Source organism: Citrobacter sp. Cf125, from assembly GCF_030333935.1.
Lineage (GTDB): Bacteria > Pseudomonadota > Gammaproteobacteria > Enterobacterales > Enterobacteriaceae > Citrobacter > Citrobacter freundii.
In genome coordinates, this window is sequence record NZ_JAOWEY010000025.1 from 1,089,270 (window position 1) to 1,105,013 (window position 15,744).

The window sequence follows — 15,744 nt, forward strand, 5'->3', positions numbered from 1 at the left end:
AGAGCCAGTAATAACAGGCTCTGAGCGTTCATTATGGCTAATTCAGCAGTATACCGCCTTTAAAGATCAGGCGAAAATGGTTATCAGCGGGTAAACTTAGGCCAAAATGACACGTCTTTATCAAGGGGAACTCATGACGTATCAACAAGCTGGACGCATTGCCGTCTTGAAAAGGCTGGCGGGATGGGTAATTTTCATTCCCGCGCTGATTTCAACACTGGTTTCTGTACTGAAGTTTATGTATGCGCACAGCGAAAAGCAGGAAGGAATTAACGCGGTCATGCTCGATTTTGCTCACGTGATGATCGATATGATGCGGGTTAATACACCTTTTCTTAACGTGTTCTGGTATAACTCGCCAACGCCCGATTTTCAAAGTGGACTGAATCTTGTTTTTTGGTTGATATTCATCCTGATTTTTATCGGTCTGGCGTTGCAGGATTCAGGCGCCAGAATGAGCCGCCAGGCACGTTTCTTACGCGAGGGCGTTGAAGATCAGCTGATTCTGGAACAGGCAAAAGGCAGTGAAGGATTATCCCGCGAGCAACTTGAGTCGCGAATTGTGGTACCGCACCATACGATCTTCTTACAAATTTTCCCGCTTTATATTTTGCCGGTGATCGTTATCGTGATCGGCTACTTCTTCTTCTCATTGCTGGGCTTTTTGTAAGTGCCGCTCTATCGGGCCTGCCATGTTGCGAAACGGCAGGCCTGATAAGCAACGCGGTACGTAGTTAAGCAGCGAGTAATCTATCCAGCGCTTTCTGCGCCACAACCAGATGCTGTCCTCCGAACAGAATTGCTCGATTCAGCAGCGTATAGAGCTGGTAGATTGGCTGCCTGTCAAGAAAGTCCAGCGGTAGTGGTGAGACAGACTGGTAACCGTCATAAATTTGCGGCGGCTGATCGGTATGTAACGGTAGCATTGCCAGGTCGCACTCTCTGTCCCCCCAGTAGCAGGCAGGGTCAAAGATGTACGGACCGTTAGGGCCGAGGGCGCAGTTCCCGGACCACAAATCACCGTGCAGGAGAGACGGCTGCGGCTGATGAGAAGAGAGACGTTGCTGGACATGTTCGACGATGGCATCAATATTGCCAAACGCAATGCCTTTTTCAGCGGCGAGTTCCAGTTGCCAGCCTATACGCTGCTCGGCGAAAAAGGTTGACCAGCGACGTTGCCAGGTATTGGGCTGCGGCGTGGTAGAGAGCGCGTTATCGAAGTCGAGACCAAACTGAGGCTGGTCGCTCCATTCGTGCAAATGCGCAAGCTGTTGACCGAGGATAAACGCGTTATGCGCATCAAGCGGACGGGGAGGGAGGAAATCCATCACCAGAAAGCTGTAATCTCTGTCTGCGCCTACTGCCCAGACTTTCGGTACCGATACAGTTTGACTGCGGGAAAGTAGCTCCAGCTGATCGGCTTCTGCCGTAAAGCCGGTTAACAGCTCTCTTTCATCGCATTTGACGAAAAAATCTCGCCCCGCATAGCGTAAATGCCATGCGGCGTGAATCTCTCCGCCGGGCAGTTCATTACGCAGTTCGATTTCGCCTTCACCTAATTGCTCGCTTAAAAGACGACTGATAGCCTGCCACATGATGTCTCTCCCCATGTTGTCTGCCAGATCATAAGGTTAGCGCAAGAATGCGGTTAAAAAACACGAACTGACGCACAGCACGGACGCGTCATCGCTGGAAAGGCACTTAATGTTTGTTGCTCTTCTTCACCCCGTACCGTTGTGGAGACGTCTGACTGCACATGATTCACTTCTTTGTAATAACGTGATTTTTTATCATAGTCGCATAACACCCATGCTGACAGTTTTACGCGAGAATCCCCCTTTGTCTTCAAAAGAGGGACGGTGTCATTACTGAGTGAGATACGAATAAATTTTTTGCGTGTCGTCCAAAGAGCACAGGCGCGTACCCTGATTTAGCGTTGCTGCGCTACCTGCGGCGACGCCGTAACGGACAATATCCTCAAAAGGTGCATTCTCAGCCAGTTTAAGCGTCATGGCCCCGACCATACTGTCGCCCGCGCCTACGGTGCTTTGACTTTTCACCGGTGGCGGAACCACCTGAACGCAGGTATCTCGATCTACGCCCAGCGCCCCTTGCGGCCCAAGCGAGACCACAACGCGGTGCGCTTTTCCACTATGTACGATTTCCTGTGCGGCCTTGCGCACATCATCGGGCTGTGTCAGTTCTCGATTTACCAGCGCACTCAGTTCTTTGAGGTTAGGTTTGACCAGTTCGATATTGCCGATGGCTAACGCCGCCGTCAGTGCTTCACCTGAACTGTCGACAATACAGCGGATCCCCTGTTTTTGTGCGGTGGTAATCAGTCGGGTCAACTTCTCAAGCTGTGCGCCGGGCGGCAAACTACCGCTGATGACCAGCAATGCACCAGATTCAATTTCCAGCACCTGATCCTGAAGTTGGTAGAACTCGTCATCGGTCAGCGCAGCGCCAGGCATGACAAAACGATACTGTTCGCCGCTGGACTCAACGTGGACATGAAGATTTTGTCGGGTCCAATCTTTGGCTTCGACGGTGGATACGGGAACATTTTCGTCGGCGAGCAATGCAACAAGATGCTCTCCGGTTGCACCCCCCGCGGGGAAAATCGCCGTTGCGGTTCCGCCAAGATGGGCAATTGCGCGAGCGACGTTGATGCCGCCGCCGCCGGGTTCAAAAACTGGCGAGGTACAACGAAGCTTACCTTCCGGGTAAATTTGCGGAGTGATTGTTGCGCTATCGAGAGAGGGCGCAAGTGTTAACGTATAGATACGTACCATCTTTACCTCCTGTTAGGCTGTCCTCAGTCTGGCACTTAACCTCCCGAAAGTGAAGTAATTAACAACATGATTTTTCATATCTTTATTTAAAATTATCGTCATAAAGTTATATAAATAAAATAAAGGTTTAGGAACGCTCTTATTCAAAAAATGAAATAAGAATTTATTGCTATGTTATTCGAGTCTTTTTATAATTTGTTACCTTTCAAGGGTCTTTTGTCATTGATCCATATGAAAGTTTCCGAGACCGTAATGGTCTCTTTTTTTGTTGTACGGACTCTTAATAAATGAAGCTTTTGAAGACAGTGCCCGCAGCATTGCTGCTGACGGGAGGCCTGCTTGCGTCAATGCATGCTGCCGCCGATGATTCCGTTTTTACTGTCATGGATGACCCTTCCAGCGCGAAAAAACCCTTTGAAGGTAACCTGAACGCGGGATATCTCGCCCAGTCAGGCAACACAAAAAGTTCTTCTTTAACCGCAGACACCACCATGACCTGGTACGGTGAAACCACGGCGTGGTCTCTGTGGGGAAATGCCAGCAATACCTCCTCAAATGATGAGCGTTCATCAGAGAAATATGCCGTAGGTGGTCGTAGTCGTTACAACATGACTGACTATGACTATCTCTTTGGGCAGGCAAGCTGGTTGACCGACCGCTACAACGGCTACCGCGAGCGTGACGTGCTGACCGCGGGTTATGGTCGTCAGTTCCTCAACGGGCCTGTGCACAGCTTCCGTTTCGAATTCGGTCCTGGCGTGCGCTATGACGAGCACACGGATGGCACTACCGAAACACAGCCGCTGGGCTATGCGTCCGGGGCCTACGCATGGCAGATGACGGACAATACCAAGTTTACTCAGGGTGTGTCGGTATTCGGCGCTGACGATACCACACTCAACTCTGAAACTGCCCTGAACGTTGCCATCAACGAACACTTTGGGTTAAAGGTGGCTTACAACGTGACCTGGAACTCTGAACCGCCGGCAACAGCGCCGGAGCATACCGATCGCCGCACGACAGTTTCTCTCGGTTATCGGATGTAGTGACAAGCCGGGTCAAATAAATGGCCTGGCTTTTCTAAATTAAAGTTAAGTTTATTTAATATTTAATTTGCGTTTTATTTTTCTACCTGGCCATAACGCGTTATTTTCAGACGAATTCGATTAATCGATAAATAAACGAAATCGGAACAGCGGGTGAGCGTCATTTAGCCCCAGATCATCGCAGCCCAGCGCAGCATCAACATGGCCGCACAAATAACGAGCAGAATCACAACCATCTTCCAGTGTTTCTTCGCAAAGCGATTTGTGGGCATTGTTTTTTTCCTGCTCAGGTTAGATGACTTTGTGCAAGTGTAACAAAGATGGTTGGGTGTCAGTGAATTGATTTACATCATAGAGCGCACGTTGATTGCTGCTTTGATCGACCCGTAATGCCGTGTACACTGTCAAACGGTGTTATCAAAAAGCGGGTGTAGGTCCAGTGTGGTCTTTAAGGCGACCAGTGACATATTTCGCAGAGTGAAGCGGGAATCAGCCCACACCTTTTTGATAATTTTAAATATTGAATCTTTGTATGTGATCTTACGTGTGGGTCACCACTGCAAATAAGGATATAACATGCCTGTTATTACTCTTCCTGATGGCAGCCAACGCCATTACGACCACGCTGTAAGCCCCATGGATGTTGCGCTGGACATCGGTCCAGGTCTGGCGAAAGCCACTATTGCTGGCCGTGTTGACGGTGAGCTGGTAGATGCTTCCGATCTGATTGAGCATGATGCGAAGCTCTCCATCATCACCGCGAAGGATGAAGAAGGTCTGGAGATCATTCGTCACTCCTGTGCGCACCTGTTAGGGCACGCGATCAAACAACTCTGGCCGCACACCAAAATGGCGATCGGACCGGTTGTTGATAACGGTTTTTACTACGATATCGATCTTGACCGTACGTTAACCCAGGAAGACGTCGACGCGCTTGAGAAGCGGATGCACGAGCTCGCTGAGAAAAACTACGATGTCATTAAGAAGAAAGTCAGCTGGTACGAAGCGCGTGAAACCTTCGTGAAGCGTGGCGAGACCTATAAAGTCTCCATTCTTGATGAAAACATTGCCCATGATGACAAGCCTGGCTTGTACCATCATGAAGAATATGTCGATATGTGCCGTGGCCCGCACGTGCCGAATATGCGTTTCTGCCATCACTTCAAACTGATGAAGACCGCAGGGGCATACTGGCGTGGCGACAGCAATAACAAGATGCTGCAGCGTATTTATGGTACTGCATGGGCAGATAAAAAAGCCCTGAATGCCTACCTGCAACGTCTGGAAGAAGCGGCCAAACGCGATCACCGTAAAATCGGTAAACAGCTTGACCTGTATCACATGCAGGAAGAAGCGCCGGGTATGGTGTTCTGGCACAACGATGGCTGGACTATCTTCCGTGAACTGGAAGTCTTTGTTCGCTCAAAACTGAAAGAATACCAGTATCAGGAAGTGAAAGGTCCGTTCATGATGGACCGCGTGCTGTGGGAAAAAACAGGTCACTGGGACAACTACAAAGATGCGATGTTCACCACCTCTTCTGAGAACCGTGAATACTGCATTAAGCCAATGAACTGCCCTGGCCACGTACAGATCTTTAATCAGGGTCTGAAATCCTATCGCGATCTGCCGCTGCGTATGGCTGAGTTTGGTAGCTGCCACCGTAATGAACCGTCAGGTGCGCTGCATGGACTGATGCGTGTTCGTGGCTTCACTCAAGATGATGCGCATATCTTCTGTACTGAAGAGCAGATTCGTGATGAAGTTAACGCGTGCATTCGTATGGTCTACGATATGTACAGCACCTTTGGCTTCGAGAAAATCGTCGTCAAACTGTCCACTCGCCCCGAAAAACGTATCGGTAGCGATGAAATGTGGGACCGTGCTGAAGCTGACCTGGCCGTTGCGCTGGAAGAAAACAACATCCCGTTTGAGTTCCAACTGGGTGAGGGCGCGTTCTACGGTCCGAAAATTGAATTTACCCTGTATGACTGCCTCGATCGTGCATGGCAGTGCGGTACTGTACAGCTGGACTTCTCCCTGCCGTCCCGTTTAAGCGCCTCTTACGTTGGCGAAAACAACGAACGTCAGGTGCCGGTTATGATTCACCGTGCAATTCTTGGGTCGATGGAACGTTTCATCGGTATCCTGACCGAAGAGTTCGCTGGCTTCTTCCCGACCTGGCTTGCGCCGGTTCAGGTTGTGGTCATGAACATCACCGATTCTCAGTCTGAATACGTTAACGAATTAACGCAGAAACTACAAAATGCGGGTATTCGTGTAAAAGCAGACTTGAGAAATGAGAAGATTGGCTTTAAAATCCGCGAGCACACTTTACGTCGTGTCCCTTACATGTTGGTCTGTGGCGACAAAGAGGTAGAAGCAGGCAAAGTTGCCGTGCGCACCCGTCGTGGCAAAGACTTGGGCAGCCTGGACGTAAATGAAGTGATTGAGAAGCTGCAACAAGAGATTCGCAGCCGCAGTCTTCAACAACTGGAGGAATAAGGTATTAAAGGCGGAAAACGAGTTCAAACGGCACGTCCGAATCGTATCAATGGCGAGATTCGCGCCCTGGAAGTTCGCTTAACAGGTCTGGAAGGCGAAGCTTTGGGTATTGTGAGTCTGAGAGAAGCGATCGAAAAAGCTGAAGAAGCTGGAGTAGATTTAGTTGAAATCAGCCCTAACGCCGAACCGCCAGTTTGTCGTATTATGGACTACGGCAAGTTCCTTTATGAAAAGAGTAAGTCTTCTAAGGAACAGAAGAAAAAGCAAAAAGTTATCCAGGTTAAGGAAATTAAATTCCGTCCTGGCACCGACGATGGCGATTACCAGGTAAAACTCCGCAGCCTGGTACGCTTTCTGGAAGATGGCGATAAGGCTAAGATCACGCTGCGTTTTCGCGGTCGTGAGATGGCCCACCAACAGATCGGTATGGAAGTGCTCAACCGCGTCCGTGACGATCTGAGTGAACTGGCAGTAGTCGAATCCTTCCCTACGAAGATCGAAGGCCGCCAGATGATCATGGTGCTCGCTCCTAAGAAGAAACAGTAAGGCCTTCAAGTAGCAATGTCTGTGGAGCCTACGGGTTCCACAGCCGTTGTTCGCCTACGTTTCGTTTATTAACAATGCGAAGTGGAAGTTATTAAAATGCCAAAAATTAAGACCGTACGCGGTGCTGCTAAGCGTTTCAAAAAAACCGGTGGTGGTGGATTTAAGCGTAAGCACGCAAACCTGCGTCATATTCTGACCAAAAAATCTACTAAGCGTAAACGTCACCTGCGTCCAAAAGGCCTCGTGTCTAAAGGCGATCTGGGTCTGGTTATCGCGTGCCTGCCGTACGCATAAGCCGTTAACGTTTAATTCATTTTTTTACTAAGAATATAGATACAGGAGAGCACATATGGCTCGCGTAAAACGTGGTGTAGTTGCCCGTGCACGTCACAAGAAAATTTTGAAACAAGCTAAAGGCTACTACGGTGCGCGTTCTCGCGTATACCGCGTTGCCTTCCAGGCTGTTATCAAAGCTGGTCAGTACGCTTATCGTGACCGTCGTCAGAAAAAGCGTCAGTTCCGTCAACTGTGGATTGCGCGTATCAACGCAGCAGCACGTCAGAACGGTATTTCTTACAGCAAATTCATCAACGGCCTGAAAAAAGCCTCTGTTGAAATCGACCGTAAGATCCTGGCTGATATCGCAGTATTCGACAAAGTAGCGTTCACCGCTCTGGTCGAAAAAGCGAAAGCAGCTCTGGCATAAGCCGGTGAAAAGAGGGAGCCTGGCTCCCTCTCTTTTATTTGCAGTACAATCAATTAGTTGACAATTTATCCGTAAGCCTTTTCAATAAAGGTTGTCCGGTTTTTACCACACAAGGTAACGCAAGCATGAATGCTGCTATTTTCCGCTTCTTCTTTTACTTTAGCACCTGAAATCAGGAGGCTTGCGCGTGAAAGAAGAAACGGAAAACAGCGCCTAAAAGCCTCCCTGGTGGAGGCTTTTTTTATACGCGTCATCCTTCAAGTTGTCTCTGTATTGGCTGCATTCGCTCTTTTGCTGCGTTGATACAACTTGAATGATTTTGCGTATATATGAGCGACTAGTGAATATCGCAACATAACGAGGAAAACCATGTCACATCTCGCAGAGCTGGTTGCCAGTGCAACAGCCGCCATTAACCAGGCTTCAGATGTTGCCGCGTTAGACAATGTCCGCGTCGAATATTTGGGCAAGAAAGGGCACCTGACCCTTCAGATGACAACCCTGCGCGAACTGCCGCCAGAAGAGCGCCCGGCAGCAGGTGCGGTGATAAACGAAGCCAAAGAGCAGGTGCAGCAAGCGCTGAACGCGCGTAAGGCCGAATTAGAAAGTGCTGCCCTGAATGCTCGTCTGGCAGAAGAAACTATCGATATCTCCCTGCCAGGGCGTCGTATCGAAAACGGCGGTCTGCATCCTGTAACGCGTACAATTGACAGGATTGAAAGTTTCTTTGGTGAGCTGGGCTTTACCGTGGCGACTGGTCCGGAAATCGAAGATGACTATCATAACTTCGATGCGCTGAACATTCCTGGCCATCATCCGGCGCGCGCTGACCACGACACTTTCTGGTTTGACGCGACGCGTTTGCTGCGTACGCAGACTTCCGGCGTGCAGATCCGCACCATGAAGGAAAAACAGCCGCCGATCCGTATTATCGCCCCGGGCCGTGTATATCGTAACGATTACGATCAGACTCACACCCCGATGTTCCATCAGATGGAAGGGCTGATTGTTGATACCAACATCAACTTCACCAACCTGAAAGGCACGCTGCACGATTTCCTGCGCAACTTCTTTGAAGAAGACCTGCAGGTTCGTTTCCGTCCTTCCTACTTCCCGTTCACTGAACCTTCTGCGGAAGTAGACGTGATGGGCAAAAACGGTAAGTGGCTGGAAGTACTGGGTTGCGGGATGGTTCACCCGAACGTGCTGCGTAATGTTGGCATCGATCCGGAAATCTACTCGGGCTTTGCATTTGGTATGGGGATGGAGCGTCTGACCATGCTGCGTTACGGTGTTACCGATCTGCGTTCTTTCTTCGAAAACGATCTGCGTTTCCTCAAACAGTTTAAATAAAGGCAGGATAAAACAATGAAATTCAGTGAACTGTGGTTACGCGAATGGGTAAACCCGGCGATTGATAGCGATGCTCTGTCAAACCAAATCACAATGGCAGGTCTGGAAGTTGACGGTGTGGAACCTGTTTCCGGCGCGTTCAACGGCGTTGTGGTGGGTGAAGTGGTTGAATGTGGCCAGCACCCGAACGCTGACAAACTGCGTGTCACCAAAGTGAATGTAGGCGGCGACCGTCTGCTGGATATCGTCTGCGGTGCGCCAAACTGCCGTCAGGGGTTGAAAGTGGCTGTGGCAACCGTTGGTGCCGTTCTGCCGGGCGATTTCAAAATCAAAGCCGCGAAACTGCGCGGTGAGCCGTCTGAAGGTATGCTGTGCTCATTCTCTGAGCTGGGTATTTCCGACGATCATAACGGGATTATCGAACTGCCGGCCGATGCGCCAATTGGCACCGATATCCGTGAATACCTGAAGCTTGACGACAACACTATCGAAATCAGCGTCACGCCGAACCGCGCCGACTGCTTAGGCATTATCGGTGTCGCACGTGATGTTGCTGTGCTGAATAAAGCTCCGCTGGTTGAGCCGGAAATCGCGCCTGTAGCGGCAACCATTAGCGACGTCCTGCCGATTCAGGTTGAAGCCGTGGAAGCCTGTCCACGCTATCTGGGCCGCGTGGTTAAAGGCATCAATGTTAAAGCGCCGACCCCGCTGTGGATGAAAGAAAAACTGCGTCGTTGCGGTATTCGTTCAATCGATGCCGTGGTTGACGTGACTAACTATGTGCTGCTCGAACTGGGCCAGCCGATGCACGCATTCGACAAAGACCGCATTGAAGGCGGAATTGTTGTCCGTATGGCAAAAGAGGGTGAGACCCTGGTATTGCTGGATGGCAGCGAAGCGAAGCTGAATGCGGATACGCTGGTGATTGCGGACCATAACAAAGCGCTGGCGATGGGCGGCATCTTTGGTGGCGAACATTCCGGCGTGAATGATGAAACGCAAAACGTCCTGCTGGAATGTGCATTCTTCAGCCCGCTGTCTATTACCGGTCGCGCACGTCGTCACGGTCTGCACACCGATGCTTCTCACCGCTATGAGCGTGGTGTTGATCCGGCTCTGCAACATAAGGCCATGGAACGTGCAACGCGCCTGCTGATCGATATCTGCGGCGGCGAAGCGGGTCCAGTCATTGACGTGACGAACGAAGACACGCTGCCAAAACGCGCAACCATTACGCTTCGTCGTAGCAAACTGGATCGTCTGATCGGACACCATATTGCGGATGAGCAGGTGAGCGACATTCTGCGTCGTCTGGGTTGTGACGTGACGGAAGGGCAGGATGAGTGGAAAGCGGTCGCGCCGAGCTGGCGTTTCGATATGGAAATCGAAGAAGACCTGGTCGAAGAAGTCGCCCGCGTATACGGTTATGACAATATCCCGAACACGCCGATTCAGGCGGGTCTTATCATGGGTACGCATCGTGAAGCGGATTTATCGCTGAAACGTGTAAAAACCATGCTGAATGACAAAGGCTACCAGGAAGTAATTACCTACAGCTTCGTCGACCCGAAAGTCCAGTCGCTGCTGCACCCGGGTGAAGAAGCGCTGCTGCTGCCAAGCCCAATTTCTATTGATATGTCGGCTATGCGTTTGTCCCTGTGGACCGGCTTGCTGTCTACGGTAGTGTATAACCAGAACCGTCAGCAGAACCGCGTACGTATTTTTGAAACGGGTTTACGTTTCGTACCGGATACACAGGCCAATCTCGGGATCCGTCAGGATCTGATGCTGGCGGGCGTGATCTGCGGTAACCGTCATGATGAACACTGGAATCTGGCAAAAGAGACCGTTGATTTCTATGATCTGAAAGGCGATCTGGAAGCGGTTCTCGACCTGACCGGCAAACTGGCAGACATTCAGTTCAAAGCTGAAGCGAATCCAGCACTGCATCCGGGTCAGTCTGCGGCGATTTATCTGAAAGGTGAACGTATTGGTTTCATTGGGGTTGTTCATCCTGAACTGGAACGTAAACTGGATCTGAACGGTCGCACTCTGGTGTTTGAACTGGAGTGGAATAAGCTCGCAGACCGCGTGGTGCCTCAGGCGCGTGAAGTTTCTCGCTTCCCGGCGAACCGTCGCGACATCGCGGTTGTTGTGGCCGAAAACGTTCCCGCTGCGGATATTTTATCCGAGTGTAAGAAAGTTGGCGTAAATCAGGTAGTTGGCGTAAACTTATTTGACGTGTACCGCGGTAAGGGTGTTGCGGAGGGTTATAAGAGCCTCGCTATCAGCCTGATCCTTCAGGATACCAGCCGTACACTTGAAGAAGAGGAGATTGCCGCTACCGTCGCCAAATGTGTAGAGGCATTAAAAGAGCGATTCCAGGCATCATTGAGGGATTGAACCTATGGCGCTTACAAAAGCTGAAATGTCAGAATATCTGTTTGATAAGCTTGGGCTTAGCAAGCGGGATGCCAAAGAACTGGTCGAGCTGTTTTTCGAAGAGATCCGTCGTGCTCTGGAAAATGGTGAGCAGGTAAAACTCTCTGGTTTTGGTAACTTCGATCTGCGTGATAAGAATCAACGTCCGGGCCGTAACCCGAAAACGGGCGAAGATATTCCCATTACAGCACGGCGCGTGGTGACCTTCAGACCCGGACAGAAGTTAAAAAGCCGGGTCGAAAACGCAACGCCCAAAGAAGAGTGATTTAACGATCCGTTAAGTCACTTGCTCTGCCATCAAAGCGGCAGCGCAAACCATGATATATAACTAAAAAGGCCGCTCTGCGGCCTTTTTCCTTTTCACTACCGAATCAGCACCGTAGAATCACCTTCATCTCTTTTCAGCAGAATGGAAAACATGCTGACTTTCGCCCATCAACAGCAGCGTCGAAATGTGCGCTGGATACTGTCACTGTCAGTACTTATGCTACTGGCAACGATTCTAAGCTTGTGCGCAGGAGAACAATGGATCGCTCCCGGCGACTGGTTCAGCGCCCGCGGCGATCTGTTCGTCTGGCAAATCCGACTTCCCCGTACCCTTGCCGTTTTGCTGGTAGGCGCTGCGTTGGCCTTATCAGGCGCAGTGATGCAAGCTCTCTTTGAAAATCCGCTCGCCGAGCCGGGATTATTAGGCGTGTCTAACGGCGCGGGAGTCGGGCTTATCGCGGCGGTGCTGCTGGGGCAGGGGCAACTTCCCGGCTGGGCATTGGGCCTTTGCGCCATTGCCGGGGCGCTGATTATCACGCTCATACTGCTACGTTTCGCCCGCCGTCATTTGTCTACCAGTCGTCTGCTGCTGGCAGGGGTGGCGCTGGGGATTATCTGTAGCGCGCTGATGACATGGGCCATCTACTTCTCCACATCATTTGACTTACGACAGCTGATGTACTGGATGATGGGGGGCTTCGGTGGCGTAGACTGGCATCAGGCCTGGCTCATGGTGGCGTTGATTCCGGTACTGGTGTGGATCTGCTGTCAGTCGCAGCCGATGAATATGCTGGCATTAGGAGAGACGTCTGCTCGTCAGCTGGGGCTGCCCCTATGGTTCTGGCGCAACCTGCTGGTGGTCGCCACGGGCTGGATGGTCGGCGTGAGCGTGGCTCTGGCAGGGGCGATTGGTTTTATTGGGCTTGTGATACCGCATATTTTGCGACTGTGCGGCCTCACCGATCACCGTGTTTTATTGCCAGGTTGTGCGTTGGCTGGTGCAATCGCATTACTGTTTGCTGATGTTGTCGCGCGTCTGGTGCTGGCCTCGGCTGAGTTACCTATCGGCGTGGTGACGGCCACCATGGGCGCACCGGTATTTATCTGGTTATTGTTAAAAGCCGCGCGCTAGAACGCGTTGGTTCGGTCTATGATTAAAAACTGAAAATCCACCTGTTGTTCTGGAGATGCTATGCAAAACACTATCCTCGATACAGAAGTGACGACCATCGACGGCGAGGTTACCTCACTGCAGCCGTATTCCGGAAATGTGCTGTTAATCGTCAACGTTGCTTCAAAATGTGGACTGACGCCGCAGTACGAGCAACTGGAGAATCTGCAGAAAACCTGGCACCAACAGGGCTTCAGCGTTCTTGGTTTCCCTTGCAATCAGTTTCTGGGCCAGGAGCCGGGCAGCGAAGAGGAAATAAAAACGTACTGCAGTACCACCTGGGGCGTAACTTTCCCGATGTTCAGCAAAATTGACGTCAACGGCGAGGGACGCCATCCGCTGTATCAGAAGCTGATTGATGCCGCGCCAACGGCCGTTGCACCTGCGGATAGTGGGTTCTATGAGCGAATGGCGAGCAAAGGTCGTGCGCCGCTCTACCCGGACGATATTCTGTGGAATTTCGAGAAGTTTTTAGTGGGTCGCGATGGAAAAGTGCTGCAACGATTCTCACCGGATATGACGCCTGAGGATCCCATTCTGGTGCAAACCATCAAGCAGGCGCTGGCAAACTAATGTCTCGATTGATGCAGCTACAGGACGTCGCGGAATCGACCCGTCTTGGCCCGCTTTCTGGTGAGATAAAAGCAGGAGAGATCCTGCATTTAGTGGGACCAAACGGTGCCGGAAAAAGTACGCTGTTGGCGCGTATGGCGGGTCTGACGAACGGAGAGGGCAGCATCACTTTTGGTGATATGCCGTTGGAGGAATGGCCGGCTGCCAGGCTGGCGCAATATCGTGCCTATCTTGCGCAACAGCAAAATCCGCCGTTTGCGATGCCGGTCTGGCATTTTCTGACGCTGCATCAACCCGACAAAGCACGTACCGATCTGTTACAGGAGGTCGCCGATGCGCTCGGCCTGGGAGATAAACTGGGGCGCGGCGTGAACCAACTCTCCGGCGGTGAGTGGCAGCGTGTGCGCCTGGCTGCGGTTATTCTGCAGATTTGCCCACAAGCGAATCCATTAGGTCAGCTTTTACTCCTGGATGAGCCGATGAACAGTCTGGACGTCGCGCAACAAAACGCACTGGATCGATTGTTGAGTCAGCTGTGTTTGCAGGGCATAGCGATTGTGATGAGTAGTCACGACCTTAATCACACCTTACGCCATGCGCATAAAGCCTGGCTACTCAAACGTGGGAAACTGCTTGCCAGTGGTTCTCGAGATGCGGTACTGACGCCGGCCAATCTGTCTGCGGCCTATGGTGTCAACTTCCGACGTTTGGATATTGAAGGGCATAGAATGCTCATATCAACCACTTAAGTTAAATGGGTTCTTGAAAATCATATAATTTCCACGCTAAATTGGTATAAAAATAAAATTCAGAGGATTCGTACTGAATGCGCTTTTGGCTCCTTTTAATCACAGCATTGTTTTTGGCGGGCTGCAGCAGCCATCGTGCGCCTGCGCCAAATGCCCGCTTGTCGGATTCAATCGCCGTTATTGCCGGTCTTAATGATCAGCTACAAACCTGGCATGGCACACCCTATCGTTATGGTGGTATGAGTCGTAGCGGGGTGGATTGTTCTGGATTTGTTTTGATGACGATGCGCGATAAATTCGATCTGCAACTCCCACGCGATACGCGTACGCAATCAAAGATTGGTACCGAAATTGATAAAGACGATTTGCTGCCCGGTGATCTGGTTTTCTTTAAAACCGGGTCTGGGGAAAGCGGTCTGCATGTCGGTATTTACGATACCAATAATCAATTTATTCATGCTTCAACCAGCCGTGGAGTGATGCGCTCGTCTCTGGATAACGTTTACTGGCGTAAAAACTTTTGGCAGGCGCGACGTATTTAATCCTCACAACTCCGAGGCTGCCATCGAGTGGCAGCCTCGACATCACCGTTTGAAAGTTAACTTTTATTTCTGCTTTTGGTTAGACAATACCCATGAACATTAAGAGCGTATCTTGCTAAAAATATGATTTATTCCGAGATATTAAAAAGTGCAAAGCTGGATATTCGCTTATAATCAGGATAAGCTAAAAAAAAGGATTCGATTTACCGGCTAAAAAGGGAAAAATGAAAGGGCCTCTACTTGCATCAGCAGTAACGTATTTCTTCATCCTTTGCTACAGGATGCCGGATAACACCCATGCAGCGGGGCTGGCACGATGATTGTTTCACTGGATAATCTTTACCATTCTGAGTTCTCTTTTCTTCCTGCGAGAAGCGAAAAAGGCGATCTTGAATTCGTCGACATCATCACCAATTTCGCCAGTGCACATGGGGATGTGCGTATACCCACCGAGCTGGTCCTACCTCGGATGTCAGACGACGAACAATGTCGTTTATTTGTAGAAAAACTAGAATTAATCGAAACGTGCCAACATTTTTTTATTCAGCGAAAAGTATTTGCCTGGATTAATTTAACGCCAGCAATTGCTAATACTTTATTATCAGATACTGAACTTGCTTCACAAGTTGAACGATTTTCATTTCTGGAGCTGACTATTAATGAAAGCTATCCGGAGTTAAACAAAGGTAAAGATAATCCAACATTGGCCGCACTTGCTGCGCGATTTCCATTAGTCCTGACAAACTATGGTGCTGGCGGTATATCAACCCGGGCAATTTTTGACGGTCTGTTCAAACGCGTCGTTCTGGATAAAAACTTTGTTCAACAAAGGATTGCACATATTTCGTTTGAACCGTTTATGCGGGCTATTCTGGCGCAACTATCTCCCAGTTGTGAGTCAATAATCATTAGCGGAATTGATACACAAGAGATGCTGGAGCGTGTTTTGCCTGTGGGATTCAGTGCCATGCAGGGAGGATTGTGGCCTGCAGTGCCTCCTGCGCAGATAATTTCGCTTGCTAAGATATAACCCTTTTATTTGCTGGTGT

General features: G+C 50.3%; 18 protein-coding genes and 1 other annotated feature. Of the genes, 15 read left to right on the forward strand and 3 right to left on the reverse strand.

All coding sequences use genetic code 11. The features are described 5' to 3' along the window. Positions 1–133: 133 nt before the first annotated feature. Positions 134–670 carry a YniB family protein gene (locus OGV89_RS21940; protein WP_003030600.1) on the forward strand — a complete coding sequence of 179 codons (537 nt, stop codon included), beginning with the start codon at positions 134–136 and terminating at the stop codon, positions 668–670. 64 nt (positions 671–734) lie between these two features. On the opposite strand, the gene OGV89_RS21945 is transcribed toward OGV89_RS21940, so the two are convergent. Continuing rightward, the gene (locus tag OGV89_RS21945; protein WP_003030598.1) at positions 735–1,595 is read right to left on the reverse strand and encodes a fructosamine kinase family protein; all 861 of its coding nucleotides are present in this window, start codon (positions 1,593–1,595) and stop codon (positions 735–737) included. Between the two features lie 270 nt (positions 1,596–1,865). After that, entirely contained in the window at positions 1,866–2,795 is a 930-nt protein-coding gene (gene pfkB / locus OGV89_RS21950; RefSeq protein WP_119174167.1) for a 6-phosphofructokinase II, read from the reverse strand. A 287-nt stretch (positions 2,796–3,082) separates the two neighbouring features. Here pfkB and OGV89_RS21955 point away from each other — a divergent pair, with 287 nt between their 5' ends. Continuing rightward, positions 3,083–3,841, forward strand: a complete 759-nt coding sequence (locus tag OGV89_RS21955; protein WP_003030592.1) for a DUF481 domain-containing protein — start codon at positions 3,083–3,085, stop codon at positions 3,839–3,841. Between the two features lie 164 nt (positions 3,842–4,005). Here OGV89_RS21955 and yniD read toward each other — a convergent pair whose 3' ends face one another. Continuing rightward, positions 4,006–4,113, reverse strand: a complete 108-nt coding sequence (gene yniD / locus OGV89_RS21960) for a small membrane protein YniD (protein ID WP_003030590.1) — start codon at positions 4,111–4,113, stop codon at positions 4,006–4,008. 304 nt (positions 4,114–4,417) lie between these two features. On the opposite strand from yniD, the gene thrS reads away from it, so the two are divergent. From thrS to OGV89_RS22025, 13 genes are all read left to right on the forward strand, one after another. Then, positions 4,418–6,346 (forward strand): threonine--tRNA ligase, encoded by a 1,929-nt coding sequence (thrS, locus tag OGV89_RS21965; RefSeq protein WP_003832572.1) that lies wholly within the window; start codon positions 4,418–4,420, stop codon positions 6,344–6,346. Between the two features lie 3 nt (positions 6,347–6,349). Beyond that, positions 6,350–6,892, forward strand: a complete 543-nt coding sequence (infC, locus tag OGV89_RS21970; RefSeq protein WP_048997935.1) for a translation initiation factor IF-3 — start codon at positions 6,350–6,352, stop codon at positions 6,890–6,892. Positions 6,893–6,988: 96 nt separating this feature from the next. Next, entirely contained in the window at positions 6,989–7,186 is a 198-nt protein-coding gene (rpmI, locus tag OGV89_RS21975; protein WP_003030583.1) for a 50S ribosomal protein L35, read from the forward strand. Between the two features lie 55 nt (positions 7,187–7,241). Continuing rightward, positions 7,242–7,598: a 50S ribosomal protein L20 gene (rplT, locus tag OGV89_RS21980; protein WP_003030578.1), complete on the forward strand. Its 357-nt coding sequence runs from the start codon at positions 7,242–7,244 to the stop codon at positions 7,596–7,598. Positions 7,599–7,718: 120 nt separating this feature from the next. Further along, positions 7,719–7,843 (forward strand) — a sequence feature (Phe leader region). Further along, positions 7,724–7,768, forward strand: coding sequence for a pheST operon leader peptide PheM (pheM, locus tag OGV89_RS21985; protein ID WP_001386830.1), 45 nt, complete (start codon positions 7,724–7,726; stop codon positions 7,766–7,768). It overlaps the preceding feature by 45 nt. Before the next feature lie 124 nt (positions 7,844–7,967). Beyond that, positions 7,968–8,951, forward strand: a complete 984-nt coding sequence (pheS, locus tag OGV89_RS21990) for a phenylalanine--tRNA ligase subunit alpha (protein ID WP_003832580.1) — start codon at positions 7,968–7,970, stop codon at positions 8,949–8,951. A gap of 15 nt (positions 8,952–8,966) precedes the next feature. Beyond that, the gene (gene pheT / locus OGV89_RS21995; RefSeq protein WP_003030574.1) at positions 8,967–11,354 is read left to right on the forward strand and encodes a phenylalanine--tRNA ligase subunit beta; all 2,388 of its coding nucleotides are present in this window, start codon (positions 8,967–8,969) and stop codon (positions 11,352–11,354) included. Positions 11,355–11,358: 4 nt separating this feature from the next. After that, complete coding sequence (gene ihfA / locus OGV89_RS22000) at positions 11,359–11,658, forward strand: integration host factor subunit alpha (RefSeq protein WP_003030571.1); 300 nt, start codon at positions 11,359–11,361, stop codon at positions 11,656–11,658. Positions 11,659–11,811: 153 nt separating this feature from the next. Then, on the forward strand, positions 11,812–12,792 hold the full coding sequence (btuC, locus tag OGV89_RS22005) for a vitamin B12 ABC transporter permease BtuC (RefSeq protein WP_003832584.1): 981 nt from the start codon (positions 11,812–11,814) through the stop codon (positions 12,790–12,792). A gap of 60 nt (positions 12,793–12,852) precedes the next feature. Beyond that, the gene (locus OGV89_RS22010; RefSeq protein WP_003030569.1) at positions 12,853–13,404 is read left to right on the forward strand and encodes a glutathione peroxidase; all 552 of its coding nucleotides are present in this window, start codon (positions 12,853–12,855) and stop codon (positions 13,402–13,404) included. Then, positions 13,404–14,153 carry a vitamin B12 ABC transporter ATP-binding protein BtuD gene (gene btuD / locus OGV89_RS22015; RefSeq protein WP_003030567.1) on the forward strand — a complete coding sequence of 250 codons (750 nt, stop codon included), beginning with the start codon at positions 13,404–13,406 and terminating at the stop codon, positions 14,151–14,153. Before OGV89_RS22010 ends, btuD begins: the two co-directional genes overlap by 1 nt. Before the next feature lie 77 nt (positions 14,154–14,230). Beyond that, positions 14,231–14,695, forward strand: coding sequence for an NlpC/P60 family protein (locus tag OGV89_RS22020; protein ID WP_003836644.1), 465 nt, complete (start codon positions 14,231–14,233; stop codon positions 14,693–14,695). A gap of 316 nt (positions 14,696–15,011) precedes the next feature. After that, on the forward strand, positions 15,012–15,725 hold the full coding sequence (locus OGV89_RS22025; protein WP_003836643.1) for an EAL domain-containing protein: 714 nt from the start codon (positions 15,012–15,014) through the stop codon (positions 15,723–15,725). Positions 15,726–15,744: the final 19 nt, after the last annotated feature.

Bases quoted from the DNA above. Each gene is read 5' to 3' on its own strand.
- OGV89_RS21940 (WP_003030600.1), top strand. From the start codon at position 134: ATGACGTATCAACAAGCTGGACGCATTGCCGTCTTGAAAAGGCTGGCG.
- OGV89_RS21945 (WP_003030598.1), bottom strand. From the start codon at position 1,595: ATGTGGCAGGCTATCAGTCGTCTTTTAAGCGAGCAATTAGGTGAAGGC.
- pfkB (WP_119174167.1), bottom strand. From the start codon at position 2,795: ATGGTACGTATCTATACGTTAACACTTGCGCCCTCTCTCGATAGCGCA.
- OGV89_RS21955 (WP_003030592.1), top strand. From the start codon at position 3,083: ATGAAGCTTTTGAAGACAGTGCCCGCAGCATTGCTGCTGACGGGAGGC.
- yniD (WP_003030590.1), bottom strand. From the start codon at position 4,113: ATGCCCACAAATCGCTTTGCGAAGAAACACTGGAAGATGGTTGTGATT.
- thrS (WP_003832572.1), top strand. From the start codon at position 4,418: ATGCCTGTTATTACTCTTCCTGATGGCAGCCAACGCCATTACGACCAC.
- rpmI (WP_003030583.1), top strand. From the start codon at position 6,989: ATGCCAAAAATTAAGACCGTACGCGGTGCTGCTAAGCGTTTCAAAAAA.
- rplT (WP_003030578.1), top strand. From the start codon at position 7,242: ATGGCTCGCGTAAAACGTGGTGTAGTTGCCCGTGCACGTCACAAGAAA.
- pheS (WP_003832580.1), top strand. From the start codon at position 7,968: ATGTCACATCTCGCAGAGCTGGTTGCCAGTGCAACAGCCGCCATTAAC.
- pheT (WP_003030574.1), top strand. From the start codon at position 8,967: ATGAAATTCAGTGAACTGTGGTTACGCGAATGGGTAAACCCGGCGATT.
- ihfA (WP_003030571.1), top strand. From the start codon at position 11,359: ATGGCGCTTACAAAAGCTGAAATGTCAGAATATCTGTTTGATAAGCTT.
- btuC (WP_003832584.1), top strand. From the start codon at position 11,812: ATGCTGACTTTCGCCCATCAACAGCAGCGTCGAAATGTGCGCTGGATA.
- OGV89_RS22010 (WP_003030569.1), top strand. From the start codon at position 12,853: ATGCAAAACACTATCCTCGATACAGAAGTGACGACCATCGACGGCGAG.
- btuD (WP_003030567.1), top strand. From the start codon at position 13,404: ATGTCTCGATTGATGCAGCTACAGGACGTCGCGGAATCGACCCGTCTT.
- OGV89_RS22020 (WP_003836644.1), top strand. From the start codon at position 14,231: ATGCGCTTTTGGCTCCTTTTAATCACAGCATTGTTTTTGGCGGGCTGC.
- OGV89_RS22025 (WP_003836643.1), top strand. From the start codon at position 15,012: ATGATTGTTTCACTGGATAATCTTTACCATTCTGAGTTCTCTTTTCTT.